Raw genomic sequence first — 12,699 nt, 5'->3', positions numbered from 1 at the left:
TCAAAATCGTAACCTTGTTTATACGACTGTCTAAAAAATATCTGACTTTGACCTAAGCTGCGTAGATTGTATCTTTTAAAATACTCAGACCATTGGCTTGAGCCATAAATGCATCTTTAAGAACAGTCTGATTTTCCACTTGTTTTAAACCAAAGTTTCGCGCCCACACCACAGGAGAAAAAGTTGTGGTTTCTAACCAACCAATCGCGGACATGCTATGCATCATGGCATCGTTTTGCCCTTTACGGCGGTGTTCATAGCGCTTCAAACTTTGTTCATGTGCCCACACACCCCGTTTTTTATCGGTCAAAAGCACATCGCAAAGCACTGCTGCATCTAAACAGCCAATATTCACGCCTTGTCCTGCAAGCGGATGAATCACATGGGCCGCATCTCCAATCAGCGCCAGACCATCATGAACGTATTGCTGTGCAGCTCGTGCCTTCAATGGAAATTTAGCACGTGGCGTTGCTTCTAAGACTTCACCGAGCATGTGATGACTTTCTCGAGTGAGCAACGCAGTAAATTCAACATCGGATAAAGCCACATATTCATCGGCATAATCATCTGGTAAGGTCCACACAATGGATTGCCAATAACCACTTTCTTCTTTTTTCAGACTCGCCATCGGCAAAAATGCCAAAGGCCCAGTTTCTAAGAAAATTTGACGCGCTACATGCTGATGCGGTTGGGCGGTTTTAATTGCACAGCTCACACCGGCTTGTTTATAGTCCAGCACATCTAGATCGATGAAAGCTTGCTCACGAACAAATGAGTTTGCACCATCTGCACCTATCACCAGTTTTGTTTTGAGCTGGGTACCATCTGCGAGGTGAATGATCCACACACCAACGCCGCGCTCAACTCGACTGACCTTAATCTGGGTTCGGTAGTCTTCGAGTTGTTCTAGCATTTTTTGTTGAATGGCTAAATTCAATACGCTTGGTTCAACCATTGAACCTAAAGCTTGCTCAACTGATGGTGTTTGCTCTGCAACATGACCAAAATTGATTTCTCCATAGCCATTTTTATTCCACACCTGCATGCCTGTATACGGCTGCTGACGTGCAAGTTTTTCCCAAACGCCCACAGTCTTGAGTAAATGAATGGTGGCTTGACTGAGCGCCAAAACTCGAGGATTCGCAACACTTTTGGTTTTTTCTGCATCCAAAATAGGTGCCGCATCCAATACCGTAGCCTGCACACCGCCTTGCGCCAATAACAATGCCGTTAAGCCACCGACCAAGCCACCGCCTACAATCACTGCATCCAGTACATTTGTTTGATTTAAACTCATGCTTTTAGCCCCATTGCATAATTCGCGACCAAAGGCTTAATCCCCGGAATGGTGTCAAAGGCAACTAATCCAGTATTGCGAATCAATTTTAAAAATGGGTTCTGGTTGCTAAAACCACGAACAACTGAATCACAGAATTTAATCACCCGCTGCTGATCGGTCAGGCGCGATTTTTCATAATCAAGCAACATAGCTGCATCACCCAGATCTGCATTTTTTTCAACTTGCTCTTTTAAATAACGGCGTAGTACATAGGCATCGCGCATACATAAGTTAAAGCCCTGACCTGCTACTGGATGAATGGTATGGGCAGCATTTCCCATGAGCACTACACGACCTACAGCTTGTTTCTCTGCAAGTACTTGCGACAATGGGAAGCTGAAACGTTTACCAGTTTTTTGGAATTTACCTGCACGGTCGCCATAGGTTTCTTGTAAAGCATCTAAGAAGTGCTGATCATTTTCATCACCCATCCACTCGCCTTCAGTTCCTTTAGGAACAGGCCAAACCACTGAGCGACGGTATTCACCTGGAAGTGGCAGCAGCGCTAGCGGACCAAGCGGACTAAAACGCTCGAAACCGACATGACCATGCGGTTTAGAGGTTTGTACTGTAGTGACAATCGCCACTTGGTCATAATCATGCACCGATGCGCCAATACCTAAGGCTTTACGGCAGAATGAATCACGGCCATCTGCTGCAATCACAATTTTAGATTGTAGTTTGAGCTGTTCTTCAGCACGCTTTGCTTCAATATAGGCATGGTCTGCATCCTGCGTCAGCGAAGTCACTTGTACGCCGTCAATTAATTCTATCAGCGGTTCTTTTTTGACTTCTGTGAGCAGCACACGGCCTAACCATGCATTTTCAATAACTTGTCCAAAGCTTTCGACTTTTTCTTGTTCTGCTTTGAGTCTTGCCTTACCAAAACTGCCTTGCTCTGTAATATTCACTTCTAAAATAGGTGTGGCGTGTTCCTGTAAAGCATCCCAGAGGCCTAGTTCTTGATAAATTTGCACCGTACGGCGTGACAAGGCGCTGTTTCGTGCATCAAAACTCGAGTGATAAGGCTCAAGGTTTGCATCATCATAATTGGGGTATTTAATGGCTTCTAAAAGTTTTACGCCAATTTTGGCTTTGGCCAACATGAGTGCCAGACTTAAACCGACCATACCACCACCAACAATGATGACTTCTTGCTGCATGCTTGTTTCCTTTTTTATCAAGTATTCGAATTTAGGACATTCACTCGAAATACATATAATCTGTAATGAATTTTATCTTACATCAAGGGCATGATTTTTTATAATGAAATACAAATTAGTTGCAGGTATTTGCACTGATTAAATACAAAATTAATCATCTCTTGCCGTAAATATTGATCTTTAAAAAAGAGAAAATCACAATAAAAATGGCTGAGTCCATCAGTATGAGCCACCATTTGCGTAAATCAGCGTCATTTGAACACGTCATGTTTTGATGCATTCAAAAGGACGATATCAAGCTAACTACCTGATGATCAACCTTTAGCCATTGCTCAATTAGTTGAATAAGTGATTGCAGCTGCAAAAACCAATTCTGTTACACCATTCGGTTTAATGAGCTTTTCATTACACAACATTTTCTGGATATATTCCGCAGCAGAATATCCAGAAGATGTAATTTTTGTTGTGTTATTGGCGCCTTATCCTAAAGTTGATGCACGTACCAAGCTTTAATTTGAGTTAGGTACAGAGCAACTCTAAAGCGATGTCGAGCACTATTATTCAAACAGGTTTTAGCGCCAACTTTACCTTGGCATGGTGTGAAAATACTATGGCGCAAACCTTAGAAAATACGCTGCAAACCAATAATTTAGAAAGATTTACCCACCAAGCTGAGTTGTAGATTCATACCGATATGACTGAGCCAGCGAAAAAAAAATCAACAAACAAACATTAGTGAATGGCTGTAATTATGATTATATGCCCCCGAGTGTATTGGTCAAATATGCTATAGATCTGATTTCACATGCTGAATATGCTGAACCGGCAACCGGACATTTAGCCGTATATGAAAAACCGGAAGAGTTTTTAAAATTAGCGACTGATTTTTTACAAAAATCTTAATGTTTGAATGAAGTTAAAAAGCCGATCTAATGATCGGCTTTTTATATTTATTTAATATTTTCCATGATTTGGTCAAAATATTGCGCTCATGCATTCAATTTATTTTCATAGCAATAGATAAAGATATAGAACATAAATGACAGAAACGATCTCCTTAATACGGAATAATTTAAATGAATGGCTTAAGCATTAAAATGCTGGATTAATTTCTGCAATCGAATTTCTGCATCTTGATTAAAAGCATTCGCCGCTTGGTGATACCAGCGTTTCGCCATCTTTAAATCTTGAGCTGCGCCATTGCCTAGCTCATACATTAAGCCAATTTTATAGGGAGCAATTGCACAGCCTTGTTTTGCCGATTGCTTGTACAAGCTCATTGCTACATTATAATCTTGATCAAGAATTTCGCCCTTTTCATATATTTCAGCAAGAGTCGTTCTTGCGTTTATATTTCCCTTTTCCACTGACTGATTCAGTAGATCTAAAGCGATATGAATATCTGTTTTAAATGGCTTTTTGAACAACAGCACGGCTAACTTCAGCATCGCTGCATCATCACCCTGATCAGCCGCTTTTTGATACCATCCTTGTGCTGTAACATCATTTTTTTCGACGCCGCATCCCGTTTCATACATTTCACCCAATTTAATTTGGGCTGCAATATCCCCTCTTGAGGCTAAACTCAAATAATCATCATAAGTAGGCTGATTGTTATACTTAAACTTTATTTTCTTTACTGGATTATAATCACTATCAAAGATTTCAAAACCGACATAGTTTTTAAAGAGCTCAATCAATAACTGCCGAACCAATTGAGTATGATAAATTAAATGATCCTTTTCGCTAAAATAATAATACTGATAATAGCTTTCCAAATCTTGATTGATTTCTTCTTTTAAACTGTTTAAATCAGTCGTCCATTTTTTTTGAACTTTGCCATTTTCAACATATTCATATAAATATCTTGTTGAAAAGTTTAACCATTCCTTTTCAAAATCTTGTCTTTCTCCATCCATGTAAAGTTCGTCTTCTTCCGCTTGAATGACACATCTGATTTCTGCACTCTCTTTATAAAGCGCATAGCTATAGCTTGAATTTGTGTCTGCAAAATCAAAGAAGATCATCCATTTCATCGGCAATTGACTGCTTAGCAAACTGCTCCATTTTTCAGGTTCAGTAAAAGCAAAATGTGCTAATCCGGCACTATTAATACAAACAATATGATCCGTCAGCCACTCTATATCTAATGCAGATTTTGAGTTTTCTTCAAAATAAACCAGCCAATCATTTACCAGTCTTTCAATATCCTGTTGATTGCCATTAAAGGGAATAACCACTCCAGCTTTTCTAACACCCATAATTATGATTAAAATAAAAAATTTATACGATTAATTTAAAAAGACTTATATCTAATTTTTGTAAAAAATTAACATCATAAAATCAGCTCCATTGTTAATTAAACTTGTCTATATAACTAGTATTTATAAGACTGCTTGTACACAAAAAAAGCCGATCAACTGACCGGCTTTTTTTATTCATTGCAAGTTACTGCGCCATCAGCGCTTCAATGTCTTCCACCGACTTGACCACTGCAGCTGTTAAAACACGTGGACCTGCTTTAGTTACAGCCACATCATCTTCAATACGAATACCGATACCACGCCATTTCGCATCAACGCTTTCATCATCAGGCGCAATATAAAGACCTGGCTCAACAGTCACAACCATACCTTCCTCATAGGCACGCCATTCACCCTCTTGTTTGTATGAACCGACGTCATGCACATCCATACCAAGCCAATGACCCGTACCATGCATATAGAATTGGCGGTAACTTTCTTTTGCGATGATTTCGTCAATATCTCCTTGCATAATGCCAAGATCCAATAAACCTTGAACTAAAATACGCACTGCAACGTTATGTGGTTCTTTATAAGAGTTGCCGATACGCACCGCATCAATCGCCGCAATTTGCGCATCGAGTACGATATTATAAAGTGCTTTTTGTTCAGGGCTGAATTTACCGTTGACTGGGAAAGTACGGGTAATGTCTGAGGCATACAGCTGATATTCACATGCTGAATCAATCAGTACCAAATCACCATCTTTGAGTTCTTTGTCATTTTCCACATAGTGCAAAATACAGCCATTTTCACCGCCGCCGACAATGCTGTTATAGGAAGGCACACAGCCATTTTTACCAAAGACATAATTAAGTTCAGCCTCTAAAGCGTACTCCATCATGCCCGGTTTAACCGTTTGCATGGCACGAGTATGCGCTTCTGCTGAAATATCCGAAGCAATTTGCATCAATTCAAGTTCATCATCAGATTTGTGCAGACGCATTTCATCAATGATGCGATCTAGTTGAATGACTTGAGCAGGTGCACTTGCACCCTTACGTGATTCACCATTTGCTGCCGAAATCCACTGCGCCACACGAGCATCAAAATCTGGTTGCTGCCCAATACGGTAGAATAATTTATCTTTATTTTGTAATTTTTCTAAAATTTCTTCGTCTAATAAATCAATGGCATAAGCCTCATCAGCTTCATAATCTTCTACAGCCCCATCTACACCCGCACGGTAGCCATTCCAAATTTCCATTTCACGGTCACGTTCACGGCAGAACAAACTATAGCTATAACCTTCTTCTTCGCTATCAAAGGTTTCAATCACTGCAACCGCTTCAGGTTCAGCAAAACCTGTTAAATAAAAGAAACTACTATCAGCTCGAAATTTATAATCTGCGTCGCGATTACGCATGGCTTCTTTGCTCGTGGCAATAATTGCAATACTACGTAGTCCCATTTCACCCGCAAGGATGTCTCGACGTTCTTGAAAATCCGCTTGAGTTAATTTCTTCATTTAAATACTTCTTATACCTGCTGGCTGATATTGTTTAAATTTTGATTCAATTGAATATGAATCTCTCATTCTATGTGAGGCATGTATAAAAACACGTAATACCTCACATAGATATAAGCAAAATTAATGCCTTAGCTTGGACGATGTGGGGTGAACATTTCAACCACATTCCCCACTTGAGCCGATGAATTTTTAGCGCTCAGTTGTAGCAACGGTGTTTCTGAAACATCAACTTTGGTACGTCCCATAGACAGGCTCACTGGGATTAAACGAACAAATTCGTATAATTCCTGATAGCTTTCTTCACCTTCTTCATCATCATCTGAATCTTCAAATTCTACTGAAGCGACATCCTGTAAATGCTCAATCAATTCTTGTTCATTGGTGCGCAGATGACCTGCCGCTAAACCAAAACCAAGAACAACACCTGCACACCAATCTGCCAAGGCTTGCACACGCTCACCTAGCAAGTGATCATCATCTGGTAATAAAGGAAGATAGTCGAGTTCATCATCTGAAAGTGAATGAGCTACATCTTCTGCTTCTTCAGTCAACAATGCCACCGCATCTTCGTCTAATTCAGCCACATCAAGCGTTGCTAAAATTTGTTGCCACTCTTCACGACTCGGAGGTTGTGACACACAAACTATACCAGTGAGTAGACCGTGTAACTCACTTGGGCTTGAAATTTCTTCAATTTTAGAAAAATTCTGGGACCAATCTGACCAACCTGAAATATCGTCTTGCATTCGCTTATCCAATCTCTATACTTCGTATATATTACCTTTGTTTGCAAGACTGTGCGACTACGTTATGTTAGAAGAATTACAGCGTCTCCAAGCGCATATTAGCGTTTTAAAAAAGCGACTGGCGCAATTTGAAAGCGAAAATAATGCCCTACAAGATGAGAAAAACTCGTCTGATGAGCACCATCATGCTCAAATTGTACATAAGAACGGTATTATCACCTCCAAACAAGAAGAAATTGATGCGCTGAATGAGCAATTAACTGATTCACGTGCTCAACTTCAACAGCTGAATACTGATGCAACTGCTTTGGCTGACCGATATAGCCGTCTTGAAAAAAGCTGTACTGATCTAAAAAATCGTTTTCAAGAAATTTTGGCAGAACGTAATGAGCTACGTATCGTTAAAGAAAAGATGCAAAATGAACAGCGTCATGCTCAACAAGAAATTCAAGGTTTGCAGCAAGAACGTGAACGTTTATTGCAAAAAAATGAACATGCCAAAGCAAAAGTTGAAGCGATTATTCAACGTTTAGCTATTTTAGGTACAGCTCAAGATCAACATGCGCAAGAAATTCAACAATTGGCACATCCGACTGAAAGTAATGAGGAAGTTTGATCATGAGTGAACAAATTGCAGTTGATTTAAAAGTTCTAGGTCATAGTTTCCGTTTAGCAACGACTTCTAACCAACAAGCCGATTTAGAACGCGCAGCACAATTACTGAATGACAAATACGATGAATTTCGCCGTAAAGCACCACGTATGGAACCGAGTAAGCTGATCATTATGGTCGCACTTGAATTAATGCAAGAAGTCCTGTCAATGAATAAGAGTTTGCAAGAATATGCAAACTGCGAACTTTTGTTGCAAAATATTTTGGAACAAGTTGAAGAATTGACTGATTAATCGGTGGTTTAGTGATTATACTTTGCCCGATTGCTTCATTTTAAACACTTTGTCAGTGTTTGGTGATTTGCCAATAACGCTGAATTCGTTATACTGAGCACATCTCTGAGGTGTTCGCCAGCTAGGTCTAATCCCCTGCCGATACTTAAACTTATGGATGTGTTCTGTATATTCTGAGCGTATGCCCTCCTCGAGTGGGAAACCCAGCGAGTGTACGTCGCGTCCACCTTGAACTCATCGGGTTCAGGGTCACGACATTTGCAGCGGCATCTTCGGAGTGTTTATTTTCCAAATCCTGATTTAAATTACAAGCATTTGATTTAAAAAATTTTTTTAATTTACTATTCTATTTCCGCGCCACTCTACTTTTGTTCTCCCCCCTTAATTATTTCATTTAAGTTTGGTTAGTTTAAAAGTGTATTTATTCAAGTTAATTCATTTTTTGAGTTGTTCCAGTTTAGCTAGTTGTCTATCCAAAGCTCTGTCCATTTCAGGAAGTATTTGTCGTAAATATTGAATTGATGAAATGGCTTCATCCAATTTCACGACGCCTTTTTTAACCAAGTTATATTGTTGCTCGAGTAGAGCGAGTACTTGATTTTGATTCGGCTGCTGTCCCTGACTCATCAGCGTGTTTATTTGCTGAAATTGTTGATATACCTGTTCACGTTGCTGTAATAGCTCAGAGTGCGTTTCACTGTCGAGTATTGATTGTTTGGAATTAGAACTTGAATGCTGCAATACATTTTCTGTAGTTCGCTCTGAACGTGTTTCAGACACTTTTTGTTGATCTAACGGTAGCTGTTCATGAACCTCCTGCTGCTTTGGTTTTAGTAACTGAATCATCAACAATAAAATCAAGCCAACCACTAACCCGATAACAATCCATTTCTTATACATGATTCAATCTCTAAATGTTCTTCAATTAAAAAATTCAGAGCCGATTTGACTCTGATTTTTCCATTTTCTTTTGATTTAAACTGTTTTACTGACTGCCCCATCCTGCTGGTGCATAACCTAAACGAACACGCTGTGGGTGATTGCCAACTGGAACTGTGATGACTTTTTCACCTGTTGCAAAATCGATCACGGTTACTGCATCTGTGGCACTTTCAGAAATGACACAGCGTTTACCATCTGGACTTTGCGTTGCCCAATACGGTTTGCCCGCAGCAATCAGTTTCGCCGCGGTCAAAGTTTTACGATCGACGATGGTGGCATAATCATCCATGGTTCCTGCGACACATAGTTTTTCACCATCTCCACTGATTGAAAGCCCATGATGACGTGAGTCATTTACCCATTTCGTGCGATCAGAGGGAATAGTTGTACTTCCCGGAAGCTGTGCAATGCGCGTGACTTTGTCTTGATTGAGATCATATTCGACCAGACCATTAAAAAATGAGACCTGAGCATAGATTTTGGATTCATCTTTGCTAAATACAATCGGTCGAACTGAGTTAGACAGGTCTTTACGTCCTACGGCATCTAAAGCAGGTCTAAAATCGATTTTTTTGAGGACTTTATAGCTTTGAGCATCTGCGATCGTGATGTAGCGTTTGCCTTTGGTAAAGTCTTGCCAAGATGCATCCATGGCTGTTTCAACATTACCAATGGCTGAATTTAAGATTTTAGTACCGTTGGCAAAATAGATATTTTCATGTGGTTTATCGCCCGTCGCAAAACGTCCTAGTTCTTTGCCCGTGTTGATATCGAGTACTTGTACGACATTCCCTGAAGATGCTGAAACAGCAACTTGTTGCCCATCGGGTGAAACCGCCATATGGTCTGCGCGAAATCCTTCAACGGGTGTGCGCCAATTGATTTTTCCTGTTGCTATGTTAATCGAGACTACATCTGCATAACTTGGGCGTGATGCAACTACCGATTTGCCATCTGGTGTGGAATACATGTCATCGACCAATTGATCATTTCCCTCTCCTGCTGTATTACGAATATAGCTATAGGCAATCAATTTTACTGGGTTAAGGTAAATTTCAGTGAGCCGTTCTTTTTTGTCGGGCACCATATTGATGACACCAACTTTTTGATAGTTTTTTGAAGGATTGATGACTGTAACCGTACCATCCCAGTTATTGCCGACAAAAAAGACTTGCTGGCTATTGGGTGGAACGGGTGCAGTGGTTGTCGCTGCGAAAGTAAGTGGCGACACCGCAACCGTCATACAAAGAAGTGTCCTGATCCAGAGATTCTTTTTCATTTTTATTGTCCATTAATTTGTTTTTATGCATACCTTTTGAGCTACGTCATCAGATAAGTGTCGCTTTTTAAGCGCAAAGAAAGCTTATTCAATATACATGTGTAGATATAGCGTATTTGTTTTAATTCCGATGAGTTGTTGATTAAAACCAAGTCTTCAATCTGCATTCACTTTTTAGGAAGCATAAAAAAAGCACCCGAAGGTGCTTTTTTAGTTCATCAAATTATTAGTAAATAATTTGATTATTGTTGATTAGGTCATCTAGTTCGACTTTGCTCGTTTGATTGAGCAAGATCACGAGATCTTGTGATTCATATTCCGTACCTGATGTGCCATCACGGTCAATTGAAACCACAGCCGATTCACTCACTTCATCATATTCAACCGTTACAAACTCTGCAAGATTTGCTTCAGTTGCATCGTCAGAAAGTAAAGATGAGATGTCGATTTTTTGATTAGACCCCACTTCAAAATTATCAATACTACGCAATGCGTTGCTTTCCGATGTACTATATTCAAGTAGATCAAAAATCAGGTCATCAGATTGCTCTGCAAGGTTGAATACTGATAGTGTTGGTACAGTTATTCCACCATTAACATCGACAGTTTTAGAAACTCCAGTGTCATGAGCTTCATCATAAGCTGTGACAGTGATTGTATTCGCATCACCAGCCTTAGAATAAAAACCAGCTGAAGATATAATACTATTCCAGTCTTCTATAGATGCAGTCTGACCATTTTTAATCGTAATGGTTAACATTCCATTAGTAGTATCAACATCAAAAATATCACTTAATAAGCCATCTTTTACATATAACTTATCACCTGCAGATGTATTTGCTAATGCTAAAGTCACTTTATTTAAATCATTATCGGCATCTTGTAAATTAAATTCAGAGAATAATGCAGTCGATGAAGCTGCCGATGCAGTCAAACGATCTCCGTCTATATAATTCAGTAACTTAATTGTACCAATGATAAAGTCATCAGCAGCATTACTTGTCGTTGCATCCACTGTAACTTTTAATTCATTTGATGTAGATAATAAAATATCCTTTGGTAAGTTAATTACAAAATTACTCCAGAGCTCAGACATTTTTTCCGGATTTGCACGATAATCAGTTTTAGACAAATCCACAGCATAAGTTAACCATTCATAAGCATCATCACCAGAATAAGTTTGACCATCAATCGTAAATGATGCGCCATTTAACGTGGTTACTTTCGCATAGAAAGAATTCTGAATATTATAGGCTCCTGTCTCCCAATCATATTCAATATGATTTCCATCTACTGCTTCTGGCGTAACAATTTTCAATAAGTCGACTCCTGCAAAACTTATTGTAACAGTAACCCCATTTCCTAAAGATTCTGTCCAACCATTATTCCAAGCCATATCTAGAAGTAATTTACTGTCTTTAGTGACAGCAGAATTAGTAACAGTTTGAGAAATAGTTGATTTACTTAACCCATCCTGATCGATATATGCTCCAGTACCATTAGGTGCATATCCAAGAGTATTAAAGTTCCCAGTCGTCTCCCACTTTCCACCATAAGCACCGGTATTACCTGTAATTAAATCACCATTTTCTGTTAATTCAGTATATGTATTCAAACTAAAATCAAGAGTTGGTAATTTTGATTCAGAGGTTGGCGCACCATCAAGCTTATCTGGACCTTTAACTTCATTGCCATTGCGGTCCGTACTTACAGCTTCACCAACTAATGGTGAACCTTCAACAATCTTGGTATCGGCTGGAAGTTTCGCTTCATAGCTACCATCTGGCTTAACTGTGGTTTTAACTTCTTCTGTCACCACTTCGCCATCTTTGTCTACACCTTGAATGGTGATAACAACTTCTGTACCTGGTGCTACGTCTTCTGTTACACCTTTCAGTGAGCCATCTTTGCCAATCGTTAAGTCAATTGAACCCGGCTCAAGGTCTAAACCTCCACCATTTTCTGGTGTAATCGTCACTTCTGCTACAGGCGGAACCATATTGATGTTTTCGTTGCCTGTACCTGGTAGACCCAGGTTACCCGAAGTGTCTTCATATGAACCTTCTGGTACATTAACCATAACTTTGCCTTCAACGTCCTTTGGCACTTTACCCGTTACCGTGATTGAACCGTCTGGTTGAGTCTCAGGTGTACCAAACTCAACCACGATGTCTTTGCCATTTGGATCTTTAACCGAATTTGGTCAGGCGTAATTGTGTATGGATCGGTGTCATCAGGGTAAGTCTGTACGATGTCACCATTCGGTGTCACAGTCACTTCAACTTGTGGACGCTCAGTTGTCGCATGTTCAACTTTTCCTGGCGTAAATAAATATGCAAAACCAGATAATTTATTGTTTCAAAACAATATGATTGATGCATATAAAATACATGTTCAACGTGATGAAAAATTATGCGCAGATGATTAAGCTAAGAACCAAAAATGTGCAACTAAGCTCTATATAGAAGACTTTAAAGCCGGTGATTTTTATATTAATAATTCTGCTGATTTTTATTTAAAAGAAGGTGAATACCAATTTAAGGTGAAAAA

The 12,699-nt window shown here is 39.5% G+C and carries 12 protein-coding genes and 1 other RNA gene; 5 read left to right on the top strand and 8 right to left on the bottom strand.

The features are described from left to right. Window positions 1–52 precede the first annotated feature (52 nt). Together FTU13_RS07910 and ubiH are read right to left on the bottom strand one after the other, a co-directional pair. Window positions 53–1,297, bottom strand: a complete 1,245-nt coding sequence (locus FTU13_RS07910) for an FAD-dependent monooxygenase (RefSeq protein ID WP_180126562.1) — start codon at window positions 1,295–1,297, stop codon at window positions 53–55. Then, window positions 1,294–2,502, bottom strand: a complete 1,209-nt coding sequence (gene ubiH, locus FTU13_RS07905; protein WP_180121758.1) for a 2-octaprenyl-6-methoxyphenyl hydroxylase — start codon at window positions 2,500–2,502, stop codon at window positions 1,294–1,296. The genes FTU13_RS07910 and ubiH overlap by 4 nt, the downstream gene beginning before the upstream one ends. A 348-nt stretch (window positions 2,503–2,850) precedes the next feature. Here ubiH and FTU13_RS07900 point away from each other — a divergent pair, with 348 nt between their 5' ends. Beyond that, entirely contained in the window at window positions 2,851–3,015 is a 165-nt protein-coding gene (locus FTU13_RS07900; protein ID WP_180126564.1) for a hypothetical protein, read from the top strand. A gap of 31 nt (window positions 3,016–3,046) precedes the next feature. Next, window positions 3,047–3,184: a hypothetical protein gene (locus FTU13_RS07895; protein ID WP_180121756.1), complete on the top strand. Its 138-nt coding sequence runs from the start codon at window positions 3,047–3,049 to the stop codon at window positions 3,182–3,184. Between the two features lie 403 nt (window positions 3,185–3,587). Here the strand turns inward: FTU13_RS07895 and FTU13_RS07890 are convergent, their stop codons facing one another. From FTU13_RS07890 to FTU13_RS07880, 3 genes are all read right to left on the bottom strand, one after another. Continuing rightward, window positions 3,588–4,763, bottom strand: coding sequence for a tetratricopeptide repeat protein (locus FTU13_RS07890; protein WP_180126566.1), 1,176 nt, complete (start codon window positions 4,761–4,763; stop codon window positions 3,588–3,590). 187 nt (window positions 4,764–4,950) lie between these two features. Then, window positions 4,951–6,273 carry a Xaa-Pro aminopeptidase gene (gene pepP, locus FTU13_RS07885; RefSeq protein ID WP_180126568.1) on the bottom strand — a complete coding sequence of 441 codons (1,323 nt, stop codon included), beginning with the start codon at window positions 6,271–6,273 and terminating at the stop codon, window positions 4,951–4,953. Window positions 6,274–6,404: 131 nt separating this feature from the next. Continuing rightward, window positions 6,405–7,022 (bottom strand): UPF0149 family protein, encoded by a 618-nt coding sequence (locus FTU13_RS07880; RefSeq protein WP_111885849.1) that lies wholly within the window; start codon window positions 7,020–7,022, stop codon window positions 6,405–6,407. Window positions 7,023–7,086: 64 nt separating this feature from the next. Here FTU13_RS07880 and FTU13_RS07875 point away from each other — a divergent pair, with 64 nt between their 5' ends. From FTU13_RS07875 to ssrS, 3 genes are all read left to right on the top strand, one after another. Next, entirely contained in the window at window positions 7,087–7,638 is a 552-nt protein-coding gene (locus tag FTU13_RS07875; RefSeq protein WP_111885848.1) for a hypothetical protein, read from the top strand. 2 nt (window positions 7,639–7,640) lie between these two features. Further along, window positions 7,641–7,928, top strand: coding sequence for a cell division protein ZapA (locus FTU13_RS07870; protein ID WP_180126570.1), 288 nt, complete (start codon window positions 7,641–7,643; stop codon window positions 7,926–7,928). Between the two features lie 99 nt (window positions 7,929–8,027). After that, window positions 8,028–8,210: non-coding RNA, 6S RNA (gene ssrS / locus FTU13_RS07865), on the top strand. A gap of 153 nt (window positions 8,211–8,363) precedes the next feature. On the opposite strand, the gene FTU13_RS07860 is transcribed toward ssrS, so the two are convergent. The 3 genes from FTU13_RS07860 to FTU13_RS17640 form a co-directional block, all read right to left on the bottom strand. Further along, window positions 8,364–8,828, bottom strand: coding sequence for a hypothetical protein (locus FTU13_RS07860; protein ID WP_180126572.1), 465 nt, complete (start codon window positions 8,826–8,828; stop codon window positions 8,364–8,366). Window positions 8,829–8,913: 85 nt separating this feature from the next. Continuing rightward, the gene (locus FTU13_RS07855) at window positions 8,914–10,113 is read right to left on the bottom strand and encodes a YncE family protein (RefSeq protein ID WP_257226711.1); all 1,200 of its coding nucleotides are present in this window, start codon (window positions 10,111–10,113) and stop codon (window positions 8,914–8,916) included. A gap of 262 nt (window positions 10,114–10,375) precedes the next feature. After that, entirely contained in the window at window positions 10,376–12,316 is a 1,941-nt protein-coding gene (locus FTU13_RS17640) for a type I secretion C-terminal target domain-containing protein (protein ID WP_180126576.1), read from the bottom strand. Window positions 12,317–12,699: the final 383 nt, after the last annotated feature.

Origin of the sequence: Acinetobacter sp. YH12064, assembly GCF_013419735.1 — a bacterium.
GTDB lineage: Bacteria > Pseudomonadota > Gammaproteobacteria > Pseudomonadales > Moraxellaceae > Acinetobacter > Acinetobacter amyesii.
Note: the sequence above shows the minus strand (reverse complement) of the source record. Positions and strands in the feature narration are given on the sequence as shown.